Raw genomic sequence first — 23,279 nt, 5'->3', positions numbered from 1 at the left:
GGCGCCGTACCGCAACCCGGACCGTCCGCTTCAGCCTTTATGCGTGATTCGTAACGACTCGTGACGGCTCGTACGCCTCGCGGTCCGCATCCACCGCGCCCGGTGCGCCATGAACACCTTGTGCACTCTGCACGCCCGGGTGCACCGGCACCACCTGAATCACCGGGGCGCCCCGGTCGACCTCGCACCAGATGCGCTTCCCGGCACCCTCCGGCTGCCAGCCCCAGCGGTCCGCGAGGCCGTCGACGAGCTCCAGGCCCCGGCCGCCGGTGTCCTCGCCCGCCGCGTGGCGCTGCTGCGGCGGGCGGCAGCTGGTGTCGGCCACCTCGACCCGCACGGTCCCGGTCACCCCCGCCGTTTCCGCCGCGCCGAACAGCATGCGCAGCACGGCCGGACATCCGGTGTGGACCACCGCATTGGTGACCAGCTCCGAGATCAGCAGGATGAGCGTCTCGGCCAGCGGCTCGTCGTCTCTTATCCCGGACCCGACCAGTCTCGATCGCGCCCATCTACGGGCCCTCCCGACCTCCGCGGGATCCGGCCCGACCTCCAGCTGAACCTGAAGCACCTGCACCGCTCACACCATCCGAACCGGCGGACACATCGCCTCGCGCCTCCTCAGGGTCACGGAACGTGATTCCCTTACGAGACAGCATGGTTGACGTACAGTCACCGCAACAAGCGCTTCGGGCATATTCCAGCGCGAAGGAGTACGCGTGGTGCATACTGTGCGACGCGCGCTGCGGGGAGTCGAACAGAGGCGCATCGAGACCGCGGGAGTCGTCTCCCGGGCAGGCCCGGCGCTTCTGCGTGGAATGCGACCAGGGCACCTCTTCCGGACCGGAGTCGCCGCACGGGCAACATCCGGATCATCCGGTTCCAGAACCTCTCGCATCCAACGGAGCGTACCTGAGCCCGGCGCCGACTCCACCCCGTGACGAATTACGCAAAGGACACAAGCCGGCATCGGAACCTGCCGACTCCGCTGCGTAACTCCGCAGCGTGAGGCTCAGCGGCCTGCCTGTCACATGCGTGCGTCCCGCATCCACTCGCCTGCCGCGCGCCCGAAGCCTCCACGGAACCCATGCGCAATCAGCACAGGTCGGCTGCAAGCGCCTCCTCGGCCGCCGCCGTCGTCAGCCACTGCCCGGACCGCAGCCATGCCCGCTTGAGGTGCAGATGGACGTCTGCCTCCCAGGTGAAGCCCATTCCGCCGTGCACCTGAAGGCAGTCGCGCGCATTGCGGACCGCCGCGTCGTCGGCGAGCAGTTTGGCGCCCGCGATCTCGGCCCCGTCTCCGGTCACGGCCGCCGCGTAGACGGCGCTGCGGGCCAGCTCGGCGCGGACCAGCATCCCGGCGCACAGGTGTTTGACCGCCTGGAAGGACCCGATCGGCGAACCGAACTGTTCGCGTTCACCGGCGTGTTGGACGGCCATCTCTGTCGTACGGGCGGCGCTGCCGAGCTGTTCGGCGGCGGCGAGCAGGGCGCCCTCGTCGCGCAGCCGCGCCCCGCCGGACAGGAGCTCGCCGGGCCCGACGGGGCCCGTGACCCGCCACAGGGGTGTGAACGGGTCGAGCGACCGTACGGGCCTGGCGGCTTCCCGTACGACATCCCGCAGCGCCCCGCCGGTCACGGCCCGCACCTCCCCCGGCCCCGGCTCCGACCCCGGGGCCCGCGCCTCCCCCGGTCCGAGTACGAGCAGGCCGTCCGCATCCCCCAGGTGCCCCACCGGCTGCCCCGCGTCCAGCACCGCGACCACCGTCTCGCCCTCCGCCGCCCCCTTCACCGCACCGGCGGCGAGATGGGTGGCGATCAGCGGTCCGGGCAACAGCGACCGCCCCGCCTCCTCGAAGAGGAGGACCGATTCGGGCAGCCCGAGCCCCACACCACCCTCCGTCTCCGGCAGCCGCAGCGCGAAGAACCCGGCCTCGCCGAGCTCCCGCCACAGGGCCCGGTCGATGCCCGTGCCGCCATCGAGAGCCGCCCGCATCCGGTCCCTGCCGAAGCGCCCGGCGAGGAGTTCCCGTACCCCCGCCCGCAGGGCCCGCTGGTCGTCCGAGAGCTGGAAGTCCACAGTCCGCTCACCGCCCCTTCGGCAGGCCGAGAATCCGCTCGGCGACGATGTTCCGCTGAATCTGCGAGGTGCCCGCGGCGATGGTGTACGAGAGCGAGGAGAGCCGGTCCAAGGCCCACTCCCGGTCCAGATCGGCCGCGTCCGCGCCGAGCACCTCGGCTGCCGCCTCGTACAGCTCCTGGCGGGCGTGCGAGTAGCGCAGCTTGAAGACCGAGCCGCCGGTGCCCGGGACGCCCCCGCTGTTCTGCGCCTCGCTGACGTTCCACTGGGTGAGCCGCCACAACGCCCGGAATTCGGCGTTCAGCCTGCCCAGCCTGCGGCGCAGGACCGGGTCGTCCCAGCGGCCGTTCGCCCGCGCCTCGGCTGCCAGGGCGGCCAGGGTGCGGCGGCAGGCGACGACCTCGCCGACGAATGCCGTACCGCGTTCGAAGGAGAGGGTGACCATGGTGACCCGCCAGCCGTCGTTCTCCGCGCCGATGCGGTGGGAGACCGGCACCCGCACCTCGTCGAGGAACATCTCGGCGAATTCGGTGGACCCGGCGAGCGTGCGCAGCGGGCGGACGGTGACACCGGGAGCGTCCATCCTCATCGCGAGCCAGCTGATCCCACGGTGCCTGGGCGCCGCCGGGTCCGTACGCACCAGCAGCTCGCACCAGTCGGCGACCTCCGCGTGCGAGGTCCAGATCTTCTGCCCGCTCACCACATAGTGGTCGCCGTCGCGCACCGCCCGGGTCCGCAGCGAGGCGAGGTCCGAGCCTGCGTCGGGCTCGCTGAACCCCTGGCACCAGATCTCGTCGCCGCGCAGCACCGGAGGCAGCCAGCGTGCCCGCTGTCCGGCCGTACCCTCGGCCGCGATCGTGGGCCCGGCGTGCAGCAGCCCGACGAAGTTCGCGCCGACGTACGGGGCGCCGGCCTTCTCGGTCTCCTCCAGGAAGATCAGATGCTGGGTCGGGGTGGCGCCCTGCCCGCCGGCGTCGACGGGCCAGTGCAGGCCCGCGTAGCCCGCGTCGTACAGCATCCGCTGCCAGGCGGTGTCGTATGCGCGGCGCCCGGGCCAGTCGTCGGGGCCGGGCTTCGCGGGCAGTGAGGGCAGCACGGCGGCCAGCCACTCGCGCAGCCGCGCCCGGAACTCCTCCTCGGCCTCCGTGTACGCGAGATCCACCACGCGCCTACTTGTCCAGGTCCAGACCGAGCATCCGGATCGCGTTTCCGCGCATCAGTTTGTAGACGGTCTCGTCGTCCAGTCCCTTGACGTGGTCGAGGGCGACCTCCCTGGTGTGCGGGAAGGTCGAGTCGACGTGCGGGTAGTCGGTCTCGAAGGTGGCGTTGTCCCGTCCGACCACATCGAGCGAGGCGACGCCGTGCTTGTCACGGAAGAAGCAGCAGAACATCTGCCGGTAGTAGTACGTGGACGGCGGCTCGGGAATCAGATCGCGCACCCCGCCCCAGGCCCGGTGCTCCTCCCAGACGTCGTCGGCGCGCTCCAGGGCGTACGGGATCCAGCCCATCTGGCCCTCGCTGTAGGCGAGCTTCAGCCGTGGGAACTTCACCAGCACCCCGCTGAACAGGAAGTCCATCATCGAGGCCATGGCGTTGTTGAAGGAGAGGCTGGCCTGCACGGCGGGCGGGGCATCGGGAGAGGCGGCGGGCATCTGCGAACTGGACCCGATGTGCATGTTGACGACCGTGCCGGTCTCCTGGCAGACCGCGAAGAACGGGTCCCAGTAGCCGGTGTGGATCGACGGCAGCCCGAGGTGGGTGGGGATCTCGGAGAAGGTCACCGCCCGCACCCCGCGCGCCGCGTTCCGCTTGATCTCCGCCACCGCCAGGTCGATGTCCCAGAGCGGGATGATGCAGAGCGGGATGAGCCGGCCGCCGCTGTCGCCGCACCACTCCTCCACCATCCAGTCGTTGTAGGCGCGGACGCAGGCGAGCGCGACTTCCTTGTCGTGCGCCTCTGCGAAGGTCTGGCCGCAGAAGCGCGGGAAGGTGGGGAAGCAGAGGCTCGCCTCGACATGGTTGAGGTCCATGTCCTTCAGGCGCTCGGCCGGATCCCAGCAGCCGGGCCGCATCTCGGCCCGGGTGATCCCCTCCAGTGTCATGTCGTCGCGGTCGAAGCCGACGGCGGCGATGTTCCGCTTGTACGGGAACTTGAGGTCCTCGTAGATCCACCAGTCGGTCGGCGGCCCGTCCGGGTCCATCGTGATGACGTACTTGCCCCCTGTGTACGCCAGCTCGCCGATGCCCGCGGTGAGCGGCTGCGGGCCGCGCTCGCGGTATTTGGCGGGCAGCCAGGTCGAGAAGAGGTGCGGCGGCTCGATCACATGGTCGTCCACGCTGACGATCCGAGGCAGTTCCGTCATGGTGTCCCCTTCGGCGCACACTGCACGCATCTGATGGTTCGTCAGATTCGGTTTCAGCACTCAGGCTAGCCCCGCACCCCTGGACCGACAAGGCGCGGCGCTCTACGCTCTCGGCACGATCTGACTGACCGTCAGTTACGAGGGAGCGGGGAACGCAGTGAACGAGACCGCGCACGCCCTGGGCGCATCGGCCACCTTCTGGGAACTCATCGAACGCCGGGCCGCACTGACCCCGGACCGCCCCGTCCTGATCCAGGACGACCGCACCCTCACCTTCGGCGAGCTGCGCAACCGCTGCGAGCGGGTCGCGGCCGGGCTGTGGGGGATGGGCGTGCGCCCCGGCAGCGTGGTCGCCTGGCAGCTGCCGACCCGGCTGGAGACGGTGCTGCTGTCGTTCGCGCTGACCCGGATCGGGGCCGTGCAGTCGCCCGTCATCCCGTTCTACCGGGACCGCGAGGCGGGATTCGCCCTGCGCGAGTCGAAGGCCGGCTTCTTCGCCGTGCCGGGCGCCTGGCGCGGCTTCGACCACACGGCGATGGCGCACCGGCTGGCCGCGGAGGCCGAGCACCCGCCGCTGGTCTTCGAGGCGTACGGGTCACTGCCGGACGGCGACCCGTCCGTACTGCCGCCGCCGCCCGCCGACGGGACGGCGGTGCGCTGGATCTACTGGACCTCGGGCACCACCTCCGACCCCAAGGGGGTCCTCCACACCGACCGCAGCCTGATCGCGGGCGGCTCCTGCCTGGCCCACGCGCTGCGCCTGTCGGCGGACGACGTCGGTTCGGTGGCCTTCCCGTTCGCCCATGTCGGCGGGCCGGACTATGCGGTGATGCTGCTGCTGTACGGCTTCCCGGCAGTCCTGTTCGAGCACTTCGCGATGCCGGACGCGCTGGAGGGCTACCGGCACCACGGGGTGACGGTAGCGGGCGGCTCCACGGCGTTCTACTCGATGTTCCTGACCGAACAGCGCAAGGCCCCGGACCTGAAGCTGATCCCCACCCTGCGGCTGCTGGCGGGCGGCGGGGCGCCGAAACCGCCGGAGATCTACCACGCGGTGGTACGGGAGATGGGCATCCAGCTCACCCACGGGTACGGCATGACCGAGGTCCCCATGATCACGATGGGCGCCCCCGACGACACGACGGAACACCTCGCCGAGACGGAGGGGCGCCCGCCCGAGGGCATGGAGATACGGATCACCGACGAGGACGGCAAGCCACTGCCGTACGGCACGGACGGCGAGGTACGGCTGCGCGGCGAGGCCGTCTGCAAGGGATATCTGAACCCCGAGGCGTCGGCGGCGGCCTTCGACGCGGACGGGTTCCTGGTCACCGGCGACATCGGCCATGTCGAGGCGAGCGGACATCTGGTGCTCACCGGGCGGCTGAAGGACGTCATCATCCGCAAGGGCGAGAACATCTCCGCCAAGGAGATAGAGGACCTGCTGCACCGGCACCCGGGCGTCGGGGACGTGGCGGTGATCGGGCTTCTGGACCCGGAGCGCGGCGAACGCGTCTGCGCGGTCGTGGAACAGCCGGCGGGCGCCGACCTCCTGACCCTGCCGGAAATCACCGGCTACCTGCGGGCGGAGGGCCTCTCCGTGCACAAGCTGCCGGAACAGCTGGAGGTGGTGGCGGCACTGCCGCGCAACGAGGCGTTGCGGAAGGTACTGAAGTACCGGCTGCGGGAGCGGTTCTCCGCCCCCGTCCCGCCCGCCGTTCGAGGGCGTCTCACGAGCCCGTCCGGCGACTGAGAACACAACGGCGGCCGGGCGAACCCGGCCCCGTTCCAGCCACCCGTGCCCCTGGCTACATGTCCGGCGCGATCACCGTGAAATAGGCGGCGAACGCCGCCACCGCCTCGTTCTCGCCGACCTTGCCGTCCTGGTCCGCGTCCAGGCTCCGCGCCGCGAAAGCCGCCGTCTCCGCGCTCGCGCCCAGCACCTTGAGTGCTCGCTCCACAGCGGGTACGGAGGCCGCGCCCTCGTTGTCCTGGTCCGCCACGGCGATCGCGGCGTGCAGGAAGGGGCGGGCGATCTCCGCGAAGCGCTCCGGGTTGTCGCGCAGCCGCTTCACGGCCCCGCCCACGAACTCCTCACGGGTGACGCGCTGGTCCCCGTCGACGTCGGCGATGCCCGCCATGCCCTGCCAGAAGGCCTCGGCCCCGGTGTAGAGGGCCTGCCCCTTGTCGCAGCGGGCCGTCGTACCGAACTCGGTGAGCAGACGGGCCGCGGCGGCACTGAAATCCGCGCGATCGATGTATCCGTTGCCGTCCTGGTCGAAGGCGGCGAAGCGGAAGGCGATCTTGCGCTCATACTCTGCGCTGTCCATGCGGGGAGCCTACGGCGCCGACAGGCGTCACGTGTCACTTACGCGCGCCACCGGTGTTACAACCTGGTCATGGACCGGCTTCACGCCGAGAGCGGCCGGGCCTCGTCGTCGACGGCCGCGTACCGGTCGGGGTAGACGTCGAAGAGACGGCGTACACCGAGGGCGGCGAGCACCCGGTTGACGTGAGAACCCTCTTCCGCACCGCGGGCCGGCAGGATCAGCCGCAGCCGGCCCCCGCAGGAGCGCATCAGACGGCGGGCCGCGATCAGTACGCCGACGCCGCTGGAATCGCAGAACAGGACCTCGGAGAGGTCGAGCACCACATCGTGGCGGCCGACGGCGACCGCGTCATGGACGGACTGGCGCACGAGGGGCGACGTCACCAGATCCAGTTCGCCCCGTATGCGCAGCACGGTCCAGTCGCCCTGCGCGGTCTCGGCCACTTTCAGTGGCGTCCGGGAACGATCCTGGGTGAGCCGGGGGGCGTGGGTGGCTGCAGCTGGTGGGTGGTTTCCACTGAGGCAAGGATTCCTCACGCGACTGGGCCTCTCGTTGCGGGGATTCCGACGTTCCGGAAGTTTCCGTTCCTCATCGCGGCTGCCCCCACCGCAGCCCCATGAAACACCGAGCCGCCCGGCGGGACACAATCGGAACCGTCGTCGGTGGATGGCGCATTCCCTATCATCCCGGGCCTCATCAGGGGCGTACTTGCCGTAAAGGGCGTGCATCGTCGGTGCCGCCGACTACATTCGATGTGACGGGGGGAACAGGGCTGGGGGTCGTATGCCGAAGAACGCACCACCCCGCTGGGACCGCAAGATGCAGCAGCGGCTGGCGCGCGGTGAGGCGGCTGCTCTCGGCGAGCTCTACGACCGGTTCGCCTCGCTCGTGCACAGCCAGGCCCACCGGATGCTCGACGACGAGACCGCCGCCGATCTCGTGACCCGCGAGGTCTTCGGCTACGTGTGGGAGAACCCGGACGCGTACGACCCGAAGCAGGGCTCGATGCGGTCCTGGGTGGCCCGGCTCACGCACCGCCAGTCCGTGCGGCGGCTGCGCGAGGAGGACGGCCTCCCGGGCGGTACGGACGAGGAGACCGGGGCCGCGGCCCGGGCCGGTCTGGAGGAGCGGGTGCGCCGGGCCACGGCCGCCGCCCGCGCCGATTACATCGTGGCGTCCATGCCCGCCCCGCTACGGGCCGCACTGGAGCTCGCGTACATCCAGCGCCGGGACTACCGGCAGACGGCGGCCGACCTCGGGGTCACCGAGGACGAGGCCCGCCGCCGGCTGCGGCTCGGGCTGCAACTGCTCTCCACCGCGCACACCCGCCCTCTGGAGGGGTCGTCGCCGCCCGGATACGGACGGCCGCTGTGACCGGTGACGACGACTCGAACGGACACGAGGGGGACGGACGCGACGACGAGTTGCGGGGCGCGCCGCGCATACCGGGACCCCGGGCCGCCGCGGACGACTTCGACCTCGGCGCTTTCCCCCTGCCGCCGCCCGTGCCCGCGACCGAGCCCGAGGAGCCGCGGCCGACGACACCGGAACCGGAATCTGCCGTGGCACCACCGGGACCTTCGGACCCGCCCGCCGCACCGGCGCTGGTGCTGCCCCATCGCGTCCTCAAGGCCCTCCTCGGCGCCTGGGCCCTGGCCGCCTGCTCGGCGGAGGAGACCGAGGCCGTCGAGGCGCATCTGACCGTGTGCGCCGCGTGTGCGGACGAGGCCCTGCGGCTGCGCGACGCGGTCGGCCTGTTGCAGACCGACCGCAGCCTGGATCTCGATCCGGCGCTGCGTTCCCGGGTGATCGACACCTGTCTGAGCCGCCGTCCGGCCGACATCCCGGTGCCGGACTGGGCCGCCCCGTACGACGCGGAGACCGCGCGGCTCGACGCGCTGCTGCGTGACATCGGCGGCTCGGAGTGGCACGCCCCGGTGCGGCTGAAGTGGTTCGAGGGCGAGCAGGCGGTCAATCGCAAGACGACGGTCGCGGGCGTCATCGGCCACCTCATGACCGTCGACGGGCTGGTCGGCACCGCCCTCGGCATCGACGTACCGCTCGGCGACGGCGCCATGGGCCGGGGCGTCGACTGGCCGCTCTCGCCCGGCGCACGCACGGAGAAGTACTGGTCGGGAGCCCGGCGGCCACTCACCCGTGCGATCCGCGAGCCATGGCGCGAGCAGAGCCACACCCTCATCCGTACGGTGTCCTTCGCCGGTCGCAAAGTTGCCGAACTCTCCGTCTCGTACGGGGACTTCGCCCTTCCGATGCACGACTCGCTGCTGGACCGGGCCTTCGAGTGCTGGGTGCACGGCGGCGACATCGCGGCTGCGGTGGACTATCCGTACGAGGCGCCGTCGGCCGCCCATCTCAACCGGATGATCGACCTGGCGGCCCGGCTCCTTCCGGCCGCTCTTGCCGAGCGCCGCAGGTCGGGGCTGGCCGGCCCGGCCCGCCATCTGGTGACGGCCGGTTCACCGGGCCGTTCGCTGCATCTGGAGGTCGAGGGCTCGGGCGGAGGTGACTGGTACATCCCGCTGGACTCCCCGGCCGCGGTCGGCTCGCCCGCGCACGCGGTGGCGCAGGTCGCGCTGGACGGCGTCGAGTTCTGCCGGCTGGTGGCCGGGCATGTGCCGCCGGTGGAGGCTGCGGCCGGTCAGGAGGGCGACCGCGAGGCGATCCGCGACGTGCTGTTCGCGGCCGCGTCGCTGAGCCGGCTCTAGGCGGGGCCCGCAAAGTCCCGCCCGGCCCGCGTCCTACGAGAAGACCACCGTGCGGCGGCCGTTGAGCAGAATGCGGCGCTCCGCGTGCCACTTCACCGCCCGCGCCAGCGCCTGGCACTCCACATCGCGGCCGATGGCGACCAGCTGGTCCGGCGTCACGCCGTGGCCCACCCGCTCGACCTCCTGCTCGATGATCGGCCCCTCGTCGAGGTCGGCCGTCACATAGTGCGCCGTCGCACCGATCAGCTTCACACCGCGGGCGTGCGCCTGGTGGTACGGCTTCGCGCCCTTGAAGCTCGGCAGGAATGAGTGGTGGATGTTGATGATCCGGCCGCTCAGCTGCTTGCACAGATCGTCCGAGAGGACCTGCATGTAGCGGGCGAGGACGACCAGTTCGACGTTCTCCTCGCGGACCAGATCCAGCAGCTCCGTCTCCGCGGCGGCCTTGTTCTCCTTGGTCACCGGGATGTGCCGGAAGGGAACGTCGTACGAGGCGACGAGCTCGGCGAAGTCCGTGTGATTGGAGACGACGGCGGCGATCTCGATCGGCAGCGCCCCGATCCGGGAGCGGAACAGCAGGTCGTTGAGGCAGTGCCCGAACTTGCTGACCATCAGCACGACCCGCATCCGCTCCGAGGAGCGGTGGATCTGCCAGTCCATCCGGAAGGAGTCGCCGATCGCGGCGAAGCTGGCCCGCAGCTTCTCCACGGTCACCGGGCTGTGCGCCGAGAAGTGGACGCGCATGAAGAACAGACCCGTGTCGTGGTCGCCGAACTGCTGACTGTCCTCGATATTGCAGCCGGTCATGAAGAGATAGCTCGACACGGCGTGCACGATGCCCTGTTTGTCCGGGCAGGAGAGTGTGAGGACGTACTGGTCCGGGGTGGTCTCAGCAGGCTGCGGCGCGGTCATGCCCGTAGCGTGCCATACCGGACCGCTGTCAGGCCGTCCTGGTCATGATGCGGAGCACATCCAGGGAGCGCGGCGGAGCGTCCGGGTCGTCGCCGTCGTTGGTGGCGAGCAGCACATGGGCCTCGCGGGCGGCCCGTACGGCCTCCGGCCAGCCGTGGTGCTCCAGATACGCCGACACGGGGGCGTCCGCGCCGACCTGGTGCATGATGCGCAGCACCCGGAGCACGGCGACGTCGACGAGGGCGGACTCGCCGGAGTCGCGGAAGATCGTCCCGACGTATTTCTCGGCGGACCAGTTGTCCAGCCAGGTGTCCTCGACCAGGCGGTACACGGCGTCGGTGACGTCGCCGTACCCTTCCTGGCCGGCCAGCCAGCACTCGTGGTGGAAGACGGGGTCGGAGAGCATGTGCAGCGCCGAGCGCACGTTGCTGCGCCAGCGCCACCAAGGCATGTCATTCAGCGGCATGCCGCCCATGGTGGAGGAGCGACGGCCGCGACGGGAAGTGTTCTCCGAACCTTGCTGCACGGTTGTCGATCGTACGTTCCCTTCCCAGCTCCCCGCACAGGCCCCCGGAATTCACCTGGATGTCACCGAGCGTTGTGCGGAGCACACAGCGGCGTTACCCCACAGCCGGAAATGTTCAGGCCCATGACCGGACGGCGACGCCTCTCCTCCCCCCGCCCCTACAAGCTCCTCACAAGTACGGCGGCGGTCGGGGCGTTGCTGGTCACCGGTTGCGGTGTGCTCCCTGGGGCCTCGGGGGACTCCAGGGAGCCCCTCACCGTCGTGACGTGGGCCCCGGGCGGCGCCACGGAACCGGACACGGTGAACATGGCGGGCATGACCGCCATGGCGCGCACGTACGCCCGCTGGGTCAACAACAGCGGCGGGCTCGACGGACACAAGCTGCGCGTCGTCACCTGCGACGAGCAGGACACCTCGATCGGCGCGGCAAACTGCGCCCGGCTGGCCGTCAAGGAGAAGGCGGTGGCGGTCGTCGGCTCGTACAGCCGGCACGGGTCCTCGTTCATGGCGCCGCTGGAGACCGCCCAAATCCCCTACATCGGCGGGTACGGGGCCTCCGACGAGGAGTTCAGCAGTTACGTCTCCTACCCCGTCAACGGCGGCCAGCCGGCGCTGCTCGCGGGCAACGCCCAGCAGCTCGCCCGCAGTTGCGAGCGGGTGTCCGTGGTACGGCCCGACACCCTGGCCGGCGACGGCCAGGCCTGGCTCCTCAGGACCGGACTCACCGAGGCCCGTCGGCCCGAGCCCGCCGACATCCGGGCGGCGGAGTCGGCCACTTCGTACGACGAGGCCGCCGGGCGGGCGCTCCAGGCTGCGGGGACGAGCGGCGGCTGTGTGACGAGCGTGCTCGGGGAGGGTACGGAGACGTTCTTCGACTCCTTCCGCCGGCTCGAACCGTCGGACGGGAGCGTGGGGATCTCGTCCGTCCTCGGCAGTGTCGGGCAGCCGCTGATCAACAGCACCGGCGGCCGGAACAGCCCGTTCGAGGGGGCGTACATCACCGGCTGGTACCCGGAGTCGGGCGACGCCCGCTGGGACCGGATGCGGGAGGTGATCCGTAAGCACGCCTTCGGCGACAACCGGATCGACCCGGACGACACGGGCGTCCAGACCACCTGGATCGCGTACACCGCGCTGAACGAACTCGTGAAGGCGATCGACGCCCCGCAGATCACCGCCTGGAAGCTCACCTCCGCCCTCAACCGCGGCACCCCCGTCGACACCGGCGGCCTCACGCCGGTGCTGCGCTGGCGCTTCAAGGACATGCTCGGCTCGTCCGCGTATCCGCGCGTCGTAAACACCAGGGTGACGTTTCAGGTGGTGCGTGACGGGCGGCTCGTCGCGGACAAGAAGGGGTTCGTGGACGTGACGAAGACTCTGTCGGATGCGAGCGCGAAGGGGTGAGGTACCGGGGGCCGGGCCCCCGGACCCCCGCTCCTCAATCACCGGAGGGGCCTGATACCGAGCCCCGGGTCAGAGCTCGGTCGCCGCCCGCCGGGTCAGCCCGTACTTCGACGCGATCGAGTTCCACAGCCCCGACGCCTCCTGCTTCGCCTTGCTCGCCTCGACGCTCTTCGCGGTGGCCTGCTGCGTCGCGGAGGTCGTACGGGCCTTGCCGTGCTTGCAGACCTTCTTGCCGTCCTTGGCCTGGCCCGCCCACGCGGCGTAGTGCTCGTCGGCGGCGGCGGACGCCTGCCAGGCCTTGGTGAGGGAGGTGGTCAGCCGCTCGTGGCCCGGCAGCTTGTCGACGGTCAGCCCCTGGAGCCGGGTCACCAGGTCACGGCGCTGCTGGGCAGCGCCCTTCAGATCGGTCACGGCCTGGTCCAGGTCGGTGCAGCTCTTGGTCTTCTCGACGGCCCCGACGACCGCGGCACGGCTGTTGTTGCTGTCCGCCAGCAACTTGTCCAGCGCCTCGGCCTGCGGCTTCGCCGGGTCGGCCGCGGCCTGTGTGGACGGCTCGCCGGCGGATGAACCGGCGGCGGCCACCGGCTGCTTGTTGTCCGCGCCCTTGTCGTCGCCGCCGCTCATCAACGCGCCCGCGCCGAGGCCGATGACGGCGCAGCCGACGACGACCGCAGCGATGAGTGTGACGTGCGCCCGCTTCTTGGGCTGCCCGGTCCGCCCCTGCGGATCCTCGTCCACGGGCTGGTACTGGGGCTGCGGGGCCTGCGGGGGCTGATGGGCGCCCTGGTGCTGCTGCGCGGGGTCGAACCGGGGCATCTGCTGGGTCGCGCCCGCGGGACCGTCGTTGCGGAACAGGTTGTCGAACTCGGCGGGAGGCTGCCGGTCGCCGGGGGTCCCGGGCCTGATGCCGTACGGGGCGCCACCGGGAACCGGCGGGATGAACTGGGTCGCTTCGGCGTCACCGCCGTGCGCAGGCGCCTGGGGCTGCTGGTACGCCTGCGGCTGCGGCGCTCCGTGGCCGAGGAACTGGGTGGCCTCCGCCGGGCTCTCCGGCGGCAGCCCGCCCGGCGCGGGTCCGGCGGACACCGGCGCGATGTACTGCGTGGCAGCCGCGTCCCCGTTCATGCCCATGCCGGGCACGGCCTCGGGCGGCAACGGCTGCGCGTACGGCTGCTGGGGCTGCACGGGAGGCAGCGGCTGGGCCTGCGGCTGCGGCTGCGGCTGTCCGTACGCCTGCGCCGGCTGCCCCTGACCGTACTGTGCCTGCCCGTACTGTCCCTGCCCGTACGCCCCGTGCCCCTGAGCATCTGCCTGTGGCTGCGACGAGGCGTCCTGGTGCGCCGCCTGCGGCCCCCAGGGCTGCCCCCACGGCTGGCCGCCCGCCGGGGTGCCCTGATCCGCGGGCCCCCCCGGTATCCAGGGCTCGCCGCCACCCGCGGGCAGCACGACACCTTCGTGCGCGGGCCGTACAGCAGGGAGCTGCTGCTCGTCACCCTGTCCGCTCTGCGTCACCGGGACTCCTACGTGTCAACCTACGGAATCGTCGGCTCACGCTATCGGGTGGTTGCCGCCCTTCGCCAAGCGCGTGATGTCACTCACCACCCCTTCACAGGCGCTGTAACACCCAGCGCCCTTAAGACGCAGTTAAGGGGCGGCCGGTCACACTCCGCCGGTCGAGCCCTGCTCACGCCGCCTGGAGCTCCAGCCGCGCCCCGAACTCCCGTACCGCCGGCTCGTCCCCATAGGGCATCAGTCGCTGCTGCAGATCGTCCAGATACTCCGCTCCCCGGCTGGAGCGGACCGACCCCAGCAGCTCCATCGCCCGGGTGCCCGTGTGGCAGGCCTGCTCCACCTCGCGCAGCTGGACCTGGGCCGTGGCGAGGAGCACCAGGCCGATGCCGCGGCGGCGGGTCCGGGACTCCGGGTGGCCGTCCAGGGATTCCTTCGCCCGGAGCGCGGCCGCCTCCGCCTGCCCGAGGTCGCGGTGGCAGTGCGCCAGCTCGTCGGCGAGATAGGCGTGGTCGAAGTGGGCGATCCAGTCGGGGTCGTCCCCGGTGCCCGCTTCGGCATTCTCCATGGCCGTCAGCGCCCGGCCCGTCACCGCCTGGCAGGTGCGGGCGTCGCCGAGCAGGGCGTGTCCGCGCGCCTCCGCCGCGTAGAACATCGCCTCCGCCCTCGGTGTGACACGCCCGCGCGCGCCCTCCTGTGCCGCCCGAGCCAGCTGGGCGATCTCCCGCGGATTGCCGAGCTGCGCGGCGAGATGGCTCATCGACGCGGCCAGTACGTAACCCCCGTACGCCCGGTCGCCCGCCGCCTGAGCCAGGCGCAGCGCCTGGATGTAGTAGCGCTGGGCGAGCCCCGGCTGGCCCGTGTCGACCGCCATGTACCCGGCGAGTTCGGTGAGCCGCGAGACCGCCGCGAAGAGCTGCCGCCCGACCGATTCGCGGTACGCCCCCGAGAGCAGCCCGGAGACCACGCTGTTCAGGTAGTGCACCAGGACCGGCCGCACATGTCCGCTGCCGAACCGGTGGTCGAGGTCGACGAGCGCGGCCGTCATCGCCCGTACCGCCTCCACGTCCGACATCCCGACGCGGGCCCCGGCGGCCCGGGCCACCTGCGGGTCGGCGCCGGTGATCAGCCAGTCGCGGCTGGGCTCGACCAGCGCCGACGACGCGATCGTCGAACCGGACAGGAAGTCGCGGCGGCCGACATCGCTGCGCCACAGCTCACAGACCTGCTCGATCGCCCCGATCACGGTCGGGGCGAACTGCAGGCCGACGCCGGACGCCAGATTCTTGCCGTTGGCCATGCCGATCTCGTCGATCGTGACCGTACGGCCGAGCTTGCGGCCGAGCGCCTCGGCGATGATTCCCGGTGCCCTGCCGCGTGGTTGCTGTCCACGCAGCCAACGGGCCACGGAGGTCTTGTCGTAACGCAGATCGAGCCCGCGTTCCGCGCCGACCATGTTGACGCGGCGGGCGAGGCCGGCGTTGGAGCATCCGGCTTCCTGAATGAGCGCCTGGAGCCGTTCGTTCGGCTGGCGGGCGACGAGAGGCCTGGCTGCCATGTTTCCCCCTGAGGCCGCAGTGATCGATGAGCGGATCACTGCCCGGCAAATACACGGAAAATGCGCACATTCATCGTGTTCATCACGTACGTCGTGTTCCTTGCCATTCATGACGGCATATGACAGAGGCCGACCGTTCCGGAGTTACCCCTAAACGGCTACCCGCCCGATCGGGCACCGCCTCACGCGCGCCCCCACCCATGCATCCATGCGCCCCGCGTGCCGGATCGATGAGCCGTGACCACGCCCGCCACGCCCGTAACCCCATGTGGTGACGGTAGTTGTGCTGTTCGTGGAAGAGCCCATCGGAGTCGAAGAGCCCATCGGAGTCATGGAAGTCACGAAGATCCTCCGACAGCGGGGCGAGCAACTGCTCGACGCCGCGGTGCGGTACGCGGAGGAGCGGCACTGGGCCGTGTGCCCCGGCACCTGGCTGGAGGCGGCCGGAGGAGCCGAGCGGTGCTCGTGCGGTGACGCCGGCTGCGCCTCCCCCGGCGCGCACCCCGCCGGACCCGGCTGGGCGGGCCGGGCGACCGGGAGCGGTGCCGCGGCCCACCGGATGTGGTCCAAGCACCCCGGGGCGTCGATCCTGTTGCCCACCGGTCGCACCTTCGACGCGATCGACGTACCGGAGTCCGCCGGCTTCCTCGCCCTGGCCCGGATGGAGCGGATGGGCGTGCCGCTCGGGCCCGTCACCCGCACCCCCGACCGGCGGATGCTCTTCTTCGTCCTGCCGGGCACGACGACCGGAGTAGACGCCCTGGTAGGGAAGTTGGACTGGCGAGCAGCGGCGATCGACCTCGTCGGCCGCGGCGACGGCCACTACGTGACGGCACCGCCGACCCGGGTCGGCGGACGCGGGGCGGTGCAGTGGGCCCGCCGTCCCGCGTCCGTCAACCGGTGGTTGCCGGACGCGGAGGAGCTCATCAGCCCGCTCGCCTACGCCTGCGCAAGGGAAGCAGCCGACGCACGAGCACGCCTTTCCTGAGGCGCCCTTTCGTAGGCTGTCCCCATACACGGGGACAGCGAAAGGCTTACATCATGCAGGACCGGACAGAGACCGACAGAACAGTGCGGGCGGGGGAAGCGGGAGAGGCGGGCGGAGCGCCGACGGCGCCGCCCGCCGTTCGCGTACAGGGGCTGTGGAAGCGGTTCGGCGAGCAGACCGCGGTCGCCGGAATCGATCTGGAGCTGCCCGCAGGCAAGTTCATCGGTCTGGTGGGGCCCAACGGAGCGGGCAAGACCACCACTCTGTCGATGGTCACCGGACTGCTCCGCCCCGACCAGGGACTGATCGAGGTCGGCGGCCATGACGTGTGGCGCGACCCGGTCGAGGTGAAGTCCAGGATCGGTGTGCTCCCGGAGGGGCTGCGGCTCTTCGAACGCCTCTCGGGACGCGAACTCCTCGCGTACACCGGAAGATTGCGCGGGCTGCCGGGCGCCGAGGTCGACAAACGGGCCACCCAGCTGCTCGATGTACTCGATCTGGCGGGCTCCCAGCACAAGCTGGTCGTCGACTACTCGACCGGCATGCGGAAGAAGATCGGGCTCGCCGCCGCGCTGCTGCACAACCCCGAAGTGCTCTTCCTGGACGAGCCGTTCGAGGGCGTCGACCCGGTGTCGGCACAGACCATCCGCGAGGTTCTGGAGCGGTACACCCGCTCGGGGGCAACCGTCGTCTTCTCCAGCCATGTGATGGAGCTCGTGGAGTCCCTCTGCGACTGGGTGGCCGTCATGGCCGCCGGCACGATCCGGGCCCAGGGCACCCTGGCCCAGGTGCGCGGCGAGGCGTCCTCGCTGCAGGACGCCTTCCTGGAACTCGTCGGCGCGGGCTCCCGGACCACCGGCGAGTCCCTGGACTGGCTGGGCGGCGACCGATGAGCGTGCTCGACGCCCCCGTGGGAGCCGCCCCCGGCCGGGACGGCACGAGCGGCGGCGAGGGGCTCGTCCCCGTCTTCGTACGGCTCAAGCTGACCCTGCTGCGCAACGGGCTGCGGCAGTCGGCCGGCCGACGGGCCGCGTACATCACCTCCGTCGTCCTCACCCTGCTGATCGCCGCGGGCCAACTGATCGCGCTGATCGCGCTGCGCGGAAACGCCCATGCCGACTCCCTCGTCGTCCTGCTGGCCGGGGTGCTGGCGGTCGGCTGGACCGTGATGCCGCTGTTCTTCCCCAGCGGTGACGAAACCCTCGACCCGAGCCGTCTGGTGATGCTGCCGTTGCGGCCGCGCCCGCTGATCGCCGCGCTGCTGATGGCGTCACTGGTCGGCATCGGTCCGCTGTTCACGCTCTGTCTGGCGGCCGGTTCGGTGTTCGCGGTGGCGCAGGGGGTGGCCGGTGCGGTGTTCGCCGTGGTGGCCGCACCGCTCACACTGCTGGTGTGCGTCGCGCTGACGCGAGCCGTGGCCACGGCCAACACCCGGCTGCTGACATCACGCAAGGGCCGCGATCTGGCGGTGCTCAGCGGGCTCGTGATCGCGGTGGGCTTCCAGGTCGTCAACTTCGGTGCGCAACGGCTCGGCCGGGCGGGCGGGCTTTCCGCCCTCGATCCGGCCGCGGACGTGGTGCGCTGGCTGCCGCCCGCCTCGGCGATCGGGGCGGTGGACTCGGCGTCGCACGGCTCGTACGGGCAGGCCGCCGTACAACTGCTGCTGTCCGTGGCGGCGCTGTTCGCGCTGTTGTGGCTGTGGCAGCGGAGCCTGGTGAAGCTGATGACGGCCCCGGACGGTTCGACCCTGGCGGCCGCCGAGCCGAGCCGCGAGAAGGCCGGCAAGGTCGGCTCCAGGCTCTCCGCACTGCTGCCCCAGGGGCGTACGGGCCCGGTGATGGAGCGCAGTCTGCGGTACGTCGCACGCGACCCGAAGACCAAGGCCGCCTGGGTCACGGCGCTGGCGATCGGGCTGATCGTGCCGATGCTCAACGCGTTGCAGGGCACCGGCTCTCTCTACTTCGCCTGTTTCGCCGCCGGGATGCTCGGCATGCAGATGTACAACCAGTTCGGGCAGGACACCTCCGCGTTCTGGATGGTGGCGCTGACCATCTCCTCCACCCGGGACGCGTACCTCGAACTGCGGGCGCGGGCGCTGGCGTTGCTGCTGATCACACTGCCGTACACGATTCTGGTGACAGTGGTGACGGCGGCGGTGCTCGACGACTGGGACGCTCTGCCGGGGGTCATGGGGCTGTCGTTCGCCATGCTGGGCGCGATGCTGGCGACGGGTGCGGTGGCGTCGGCGAACTTCCCGTACTCGATCCCGCAGGACGGGGCGTTCAAGAACGTGGCACCGGGGCAGGCCGGGCTCGCCTGGATCTCGATCTTCGGCGGCATGATCTCGGCGGCGCTGCTCTGCGCACCCGTGATCGCGGTGACGATCTGGCTGCATGTCGCCGACATGGAGCAGTGGCTGTGGCTGCTGCTGCCCGCGGGGGCCGTGTACGGGGCGCTGATCTCCTGGGCGGGGCTACGGCTCGCCGCTCCCCGAACGGCGAACCGGCTCCCGGAGATCCTGGCGGCGGTCAGCAAGGGCTGAGAGCTTCCTCCGCAGGGCCTGTCTCTCCTACGGGGAGACGGGCTCGCGGTCGTCCTGGGGGTCCTCGGCGAACTGCTCCAGGAAGGGTTCGACCGCCGCTCGCCAGCCCTCCGGCTGGTCGTAGTGGACGAGATGGCCGGCGTCGGCCACCTCCGCGTACTGCCCGCGTGGCAGTACGCGGACCATCTCCTGGGCCTCCGCCCGGCCCAGCTCGCCGTCGAGGCCGCGGAGCACCAGGGTCGGGCACCGGACCTGTGCCAGCTCCTCCCAGTGCGCGTCGAACACCCACGTCGCGCGGGACTGGAGCATCTGGCGACGTGAGAAGACGGGGCGCCAGCCGTCGGCCCGCTCGGCCATCACCTCGGCGAAGAATTCGCCGCGGGCGGGGTTGGGCCGCTCCACCCAGGGGTCGTCCTCGCCGAACCACTTCCGTACGTCGGAGAGCGTCGCGAACGGCACCGGCCAGGACTTGAACCAGTCCTCCCACTCCCGCTGCGAGGCCGCCCCGAGCGCGGAGGCCCGCATGTCGCAGATGACCAGGGCCCGGACGAGATCGGGGCGCTTCGCGGCGAGCTGCCAGGCGGTGAGCGCTCCCATCGAATGCCCGACAAGGGTGACGGGGGCGAGGCCGAGCTGTTCGATCGCCGCCTCGGCGTCGGCGACATACGCATCACGGGTGTACGGGCCTTCGGCCGGCTTCTCGCTGCGGCCGTGCCCTCGCTGGTCGAGGCCGACGGCACGGTGCCGCTCGGCGAGCCAGCGGGTGGTGGAGGCCCAGTGGGAGGCCCGGCCCATCAACCCGTGGAGCAATAAGACCCCGGGGGCGCGTTCGCCCTCCGTGCGCCCTTTGGGCGGGTCGGCGAACTCCCAGGCTGCGAGGCGTACGCCGCCGGTCCCGGTCACATCGATGCGCCGCACCATATGTTCTGGCACCTCCTTCTGGTCCTCGATCACCGCTTGATCACTGCTCGATCACCGTGTGGTCGCGTCACGCCAGACTATCGAACCTTTATTCGAAAACCGGGTTCCGGCATCCAACACCCCTCGTTCGAGTGACCGGCTCCAAGGATTGACGGCGGCCCCGGAGGGGAGATCTTCTCCAGGAGGCGGGCCACTCGGGGATGAGGGCCCGTGGGGATCGACCTTGAGAGCTCGGGGCTCCAGGTCGAAACAGGGGAGGGCAGGCCCCGGCGCCGCAAGGCGCCGGGGCCCTCTGCCGTTCGGGGAGCGGTCGTTCGGGGAGCGGCCGACGCCGAAACGCCTTCGCGGGCGGCGGCACGGGTACCGCGGGCGGCCGGGCGCGGATCGTGGGCGGCCGGGGCCGCGGCAGCGACCTTCCGGTGGGCGTGCCAGACATGCCGGACATGCCAGTACGACGGGCGCATGCGCCTGCTCCCTCCCCGACCGCGTGACCAGGTGGCCGACACTCTCAGGTATGCCTCAGCCACAGCCTGGCACGTGATCCGCCCGGGCGCTGCAATTCCGGGCGGAAAAACGGAATGCGGACGTTACGCTTCAGCGCCCTGTCGGCGGCGCCCGTCAGCGGTGCCCGTCGCGGCGCCCGTCAGCGCTTGGCCACGAAAACATGCGAGGCGATCTCGGCGTCCAGCTCCGCCGCCTCGCCACTGCTGCCGACCAGCACCCCGCCGGGCGACTGGGTCACGCTGACCACGGAACCGGGCTGAACACCCGCCCGCCGCAGCGTGTACATCAGCTGGGCGTCCGTCTGGATCGGCTCACCGATCCGGCGCACGACCACCGTCTTGCCCTCGGCGCCCGGGTCGAGCTCCGACAGGCTCACCATGCCCTCGTCGAGGAACGGGTCGGCCTCGGCCTTCTCGCCCAGCTCCTCCAGGCCCGGGATCGGATTCCCGTACGGGGACTCCGTCGGGTGGCGCAGCAGTTCCAGCACCCGCCGCTCCACGGCCTCGCTCATCACATGCTCCCAGCGGCATGCCTCGGCGTGGACCTGCTCCCACTCCAGGCCGATCACGTCGACGAGCAGGCACTCGGCGAGCCGGTGCTTGCGCATGACGCGGGTCGCGAGGCGGCGCCCCTCGTCGGTCAGTTCCAGGTGGCGGTCGCCCGCGACCTGCACCAGGCCGTCGCGCTCCATGCGCGCCACCGTCTGGCTGACCGTCGGACCGCTCTGGTCCAGCCGTTCCGCGATCCGGGCGCGCATGGGGACCACGCCTTCCTCTTCGAGTTCGAGGATGGTGCGGAGATACATCTCCGTGGTGTCGATCAGTCCGGACATTCGTGCCCCTCGATGCTGTGACATGAAAAACGTCGTGCGCTGGCCCTGACCCAATTCTGACGCATACCGCCGACAACCGTGCCGTGCCGACCGAACGCTGTACAGCGGAGCGGAGTGGGCGGTATTGACAGGCCACTGGTCCAGACCGCAACGTGATCCGCGGCACGGACACCCCACGGACAATTCTCCCCGCTGGAAAGGGCCTCCTCGATGAGCGACAGCAAGCTGGCCGGTCAGTTCTTCGATGCAGCGATCGGCCTGCTGGAGCGCGTACGCGACGAGGAGTCCGGCAACATCGCGGCCGCCGGTGCCGCGATCGCCGACACCGTCGCCGCGGGCGGCAGGCTCTTCGCCTTCGGCGCCGGACACTCCTCGCTCGCCGCGCAGGACGTCGTCTACCGAGCGGGCGGGCTCGCCCTGATGAACCTGCTGGCCGTGCCCGGGAGCGTCGGCGTCGACGTCATGCCGGCGACCCTCGGCTCGGCACTGGAGCGGGTCGACGGGCTTGCGGGCGCGGTGCTCGACTCCAGTCCCGCAAAGGCGGGCGACGTCCTCGTGATCATCTCGCTCTCCGGGCGCAACTCGCTTCCGGTGGAGATGGCGATGAATGCGCGGGCGCTCGGCCTGAAGGTCATCGGCGTCACTTCGGTGGCGTACGCGGACGGCACCCGGTCCCGGCACAGCTCGGGCGGCTTCCTGCGGGACCACTGCGACATCGTGCTCGACAGCAAGATCTCCATCGGCGACGCGGAGCTGACCGCCGAGGGGGTCGAGGCGCCGTTCGCACCCGCGTCGACGGTCGTCACCAGTGCGGTGATGCAGGCGATGATGGCGGCCGCGGTGGAGCAGCTCGTGGAGCGGGGGGTCGAACCGCCGATGCTGCGGTCGGGAAACGTCGACGGCGGTCACGAGTGGAACGGGCGCATCATGGCGGAGTACCGGGACCGGATCTTCTACCGCCACTGATCGCGCCGGGCCGCCGGCCGCCCCGCTACGGGCACGTCGGCAACACGACCCGGACCGTCAGTCCGCCGCCCGGGTTCGCCGTCGCACTCGCCTCGCCGCCGTGCGCCCTCGCGATCGACGCCACGATGGAGAGCCCCAGACCGGCCCCCTCACCGGGAGCGTGACGGCGGGCCTGCGCCCGGCGGAACGGCTCGAACAGCAGCGGCACCGTCGCCGGGTCCACCACCGGCCCGGTGTTGGCGACTTCCAGACCGTCCGGCCCCACCCGGACCCTTACTGTCCCGCCGGGGTGGTTGTGGCGCAGCGCGTTGGCGAACAGGTTGCGCACGAGGTGGTCCAGCAGGACCGGGTCGCCCTCGACCGACACCGGCCGGGCCTCCGCCTCGACGGTGATGGACCGTTCCTTCGCCTCCGCCGCCAGTGCCTCGGTCACCGTGGCCGCGGTCGCGTCCAGGTCGACCCGTTCGCGCCGCCGCAGGCCCTCGTCGGAGACCGCGAGGAGCAGCAGCCCCTCGATGAGCTGCTCGCTGTCGGCGGCGGTGTCGATGAGCTTGTACCGGATCCAGGCGACCTTCTCGGGCGACGGGTCGTCGGCGAGGCCGATCTCGGCTGCGGCCCGCTGCACGGCGAGCGGGGTGCGCAGCTCGTGGGCGGCGTTGGCGGCGAACCGCTGCCGGGCGGCGACCAGCTCCTCGATCCGGTCGAGCATCCCGTCGAAGGTGTCGGCCAGTTCCTTGAGCTCGCCGGGCGGGGCCTTCAGCGCGAGGCGTTCGTGCAGGTTGCTGCCGGAGAGCCGGCGGGCGCGGGCGGTGATGACGCCGACCGGCCGCAGCACCCGGCCCGCCATCCACCAGGCGAGCGCGACGGAGAGCGCCGAGTAGACGGCGAGGGAGACCCCGGAGACCGTCAGCAGCTGGTTGAGCGCGGCGTCCCCGGCGGCGGTACTGACCCTCTGCGCCACCGCGTACTGCCCGGGTTGCATGACCACGGTCTGCGCCCAGTCCGACGACGGCAGCGCGGGCGCGGTGGCCATGCCCGACCGGACGGCGGAGGCGGTGGCCCCGGCGTGTACACACCTCCGCCCCCCCGAGACTTCCAATCAGGGGGGGGGCCGGCGTGCGC

The 23,279-nt window shown here is 71.2% G+C and carries 21 protein-coding genes; 8 read left to right on the top strand and 13 right to left on the bottom strand.

Features of this window, described 5'->3' with window-relative positions; all coding sequences use genetic code 11:
• Positions 1-37: 37 nt before the first annotated feature.
• The 4 genes from ACFVYE_RS36630 to ACFVYE_RS36615 form a co-directional block, all read right to left on the bottom strand.
• Positions 38-574: an ATP-binding protein gene (locus ACFVYE_RS36630; RefSeq protein WP_389608330.1), complete on the bottom strand. Its 537-nt coding sequence runs from the start codon at positions 572-574 to the stop codon at positions 38-40.
• Between the two features lie 518 nt (positions 575-1,092).
• Complete coding sequence (locus tag ACFVYE_RS36625; RefSeq protein ID WP_389608329.1) at positions 1,093-2,076, bottom strand: acyl-CoA dehydrogenase family protein; 984 nt, start codon at positions 2,074-2,076, stop codon at positions 1,093-1,095.
• Between the two features lie 7 nt (positions 2,077-2,083).
• A complete protein-coding gene (locus ACFVYE_RS36620; RefSeq protein WP_389608349.1) occupies positions 2,084-3,238 on the bottom strand; it encodes an acyl-CoA dehydrogenase in 1,155 nt (384 codons plus the stop codon).
• Between the two features lie 7 nt (positions 3,239-3,245).
• Positions 3,246-4,439 (bottom strand): amidohydrolase family protein, encoded by a 1,194-nt coding sequence (locus ACFVYE_RS36615; protein ID WP_383962748.1) that lies wholly within the window; start codon positions 4,437-4,439, stop codon positions 3,246-3,248.
• Positions 4,440-4,596: 157 nt separating this feature from the next.
• Here ACFVYE_RS36615 and ACFVYE_RS36610 point away from each other — a divergent pair, with 157 nt between their 5' ends.
• On the top strand, positions 4,597-6,192 hold the full coding sequence (locus tag ACFVYE_RS36610) for a class I adenylate-forming enzyme family protein (RefSeq protein WP_389608328.1): 1,596 nt from the start codon (positions 4,597-4,599) through the stop codon (positions 6,190-6,192).
• Positions 6,193-6,247: 55 nt separating this feature from the next.
• Here the strand turns inward: ACFVYE_RS36610 and ACFVYE_RS36605 are convergent, their stop codons facing one another.
• Entirely contained in the window at positions 6,248-6,769 is a 522-nt protein-coding gene (locus tag ACFVYE_RS36605) for an EF-hand domain-containing protein (protein WP_383962753.1), read from the bottom strand.
• Between the two features lie 80 nt (positions 6,770-6,849).
• Positions 6,850-7,218: an STAS domain-containing protein gene (locus ACFVYE_RS36600; RefSeq protein ID WP_383962796.1), complete on the bottom strand. Its 369-nt coding sequence runs from the start codon at positions 7,216-7,218 to the stop codon at positions 6,850-6,852.
• 334 nt (positions 7,219-7,552) lie between these two features.
• On the opposite strand from ACFVYE_RS36600, the gene ACFVYE_RS36595 reads away from it, so the two are divergent.
• Both ACFVYE_RS36595 and ACFVYE_RS36590 read left to right on the top strand, forming a co-directional pair.
• The gene (locus tag ACFVYE_RS36595) at positions 7,553-8,143 is read left to right on the top strand and encodes an RNA polymerase sigma factor (protein ID WP_383962756.1); all 591 of its coding nucleotides are present in this window, start codon (positions 7,553-7,555) and stop codon (positions 8,141-8,143) included.
• Entirely contained in the window at positions 8,140-9,495 is a 1,356-nt protein-coding gene (locus tag ACFVYE_RS36590; protein WP_383962759.1) for a zf-HC2 domain-containing protein, read from the top strand. Before ACFVYE_RS36595 ends, ACFVYE_RS36590 begins: the two co-directional genes overlap by 4 nt.
• A 33-nt stretch (positions 9,496-9,528) precedes the next feature.
• On the opposite strand, the gene purU is transcribed toward ACFVYE_RS36590, so the two are convergent.
• Positions 9,529-10,407: a formyltetrahydrofolate deformylase gene (gene purU, locus ACFVYE_RS36585; RefSeq protein ID WP_383962762.1), complete on the bottom strand. Its 879-nt coding sequence runs from the start codon at positions 10,405-10,407 to the stop codon at positions 9,529-9,531.
• A 28-nt stretch (positions 10,408-10,435) separates the two neighbouring features.
• Entirely contained in the window at positions 10,436-10,882 is a 447-nt protein-coding gene (locus ACFVYE_RS36580; RefSeq protein WP_093899874.1) for a hypothetical protein, read from the bottom strand.
• A 174-nt stretch (positions 10,883-11,056) separates the two neighbouring features.
• Here ACFVYE_RS36580 and ACFVYE_RS36575 point away from each other — a divergent pair, with 174 nt between their 5' ends.
• The gene (locus ACFVYE_RS36575) at positions 11,057-12,337 is read left to right on the top strand and encodes an ABC transporter substrate-binding protein (protein ID WP_383962765.1); all 1,281 of its coding nucleotides are present in this window, start codon (positions 11,057-11,059) and stop codon (positions 12,335-12,337) included.
• Between the two features lie 69 nt (positions 12,338-12,406).
• On the opposite strand, the gene ACFVYE_RS36570 is transcribed toward ACFVYE_RS36575, so the two are convergent.
• Positions 12,407-13,849 (bottom strand): hypothetical protein, encoded by a 1,443-nt coding sequence (locus ACFVYE_RS36570; RefSeq protein ID WP_389608327.1) that lies wholly within the window; start codon positions 13,847-13,849, stop codon positions 12,407-12,409.
• 172 nt (positions 13,850-14,021) lie between these two features.
• Positions 14,022-15,404, bottom strand: a complete 1,383-nt coding sequence (locus ACFVYE_RS36565; RefSeq protein WP_383962771.1) for a transcriptional regulator — start codon at positions 15,402-15,404, stop codon at positions 14,022-14,024.
• A gap of 331 nt (positions 15,405-15,735) precedes the next feature.
• Between ACFVYE_RS36565 and ACFVYE_RS36560 the strand changes: the two genes are divergently transcribed.
• From ACFVYE_RS36560 to ACFVYE_RS36550, 3 genes are read left to right on the top strand one after another with little or no spacing between them, the layout of a single operon-like run.
• Positions 15,736-16,392, top strand: a complete 657-nt coding sequence (locus ACFVYE_RS36560) for a bifunctional DNA primase/polymerase (RefSeq protein WP_389608326.1) — start codon at positions 15,736-15,738, stop codon at positions 16,390-16,392.
• Between the two features lie 53 nt (positions 16,393-16,445).
• Positions 16,446-17,285, top strand: a complete 840-nt coding sequence (locus tag ACFVYE_RS36555; protein WP_383962777.1) for an ABC transporter ATP-binding protein — start codon at positions 16,446-16,448, stop codon at positions 17,283-17,285.
• Positions 17,282-18,934 (top strand): transporter, encoded by a 1,653-nt coding sequence (locus ACFVYE_RS36550; RefSeq protein WP_383962780.1) that lies wholly within the window; start codon positions 17,282-17,284, stop codon positions 18,932-18,934. Before ACFVYE_RS36555 ends, ACFVYE_RS36550 begins: the two co-directional genes overlap by 4 nt.
• A gap of 27 nt (positions 18,935-18,961) precedes the next feature.
• Here ACFVYE_RS36550 and ACFVYE_RS36545 read toward each other — a convergent pair whose 3' ends face one another.
• A complete protein-coding gene (locus ACFVYE_RS36545; protein WP_383962783.1) occupies positions 18,962-19,855 on the bottom strand; it encodes an alpha/beta fold hydrolase in 894 nt (297 codons plus the stop codon).
• A 643-nt stretch (positions 19,856-20,498) separates the two neighbouring features.
• Positions 20,499-21,191 (bottom strand): metal-dependent transcriptional regulator, encoded by a 693-nt coding sequence (locus ACFVYE_RS36540; protein WP_093899867.1) that lies wholly within the window; start codon positions 21,189-21,191, stop codon positions 20,499-20,501.
• Positions 21,192-21,401: 210 nt separating this feature from the next.
• On the opposite strand from ACFVYE_RS36540, the gene ACFVYE_RS36535 reads away from it, so the two are divergent.
• The gene (locus tag ACFVYE_RS36535; protein WP_383979581.1) at positions 21,402-22,157 is read left to right on the top strand and encodes an SIS domain-containing protein; all 756 of its coding nucleotides are present in this window, start codon (positions 21,402-21,404) and stop codon (positions 22,155-22,157) included.
• 25 nt (positions 22,158-22,182) lie between these two features.
• On the opposite strand, the gene ACFVYE_RS36530 is transcribed toward ACFVYE_RS36535, so the two are convergent.
• Positions 22,183-23,190 (bottom strand): sensor histidine kinase, encoded by a 1,008-nt coding sequence (locus tag ACFVYE_RS36530; protein WP_389608325.1) that lies wholly within the window; start codon positions 23,188-23,190, stop codon positions 22,183-22,185.
• Positions 23,191-23,279 lie beyond the last annotated feature (89 nt).

It is taken from the genome of Streptomyces sp. NPDC058239 (assembly GCF_042882185.1).
In the GTDB taxonomy this organism is placed as follows: Bacteria; Actinomycetota; Actinomycetes; order Streptomycetales; family Streptomycetaceae; genus Streptomyces.
Note: the sequence above shows the minus strand (reverse complement) of the source record. Positions and strands in the feature narration are given on the sequence as shown.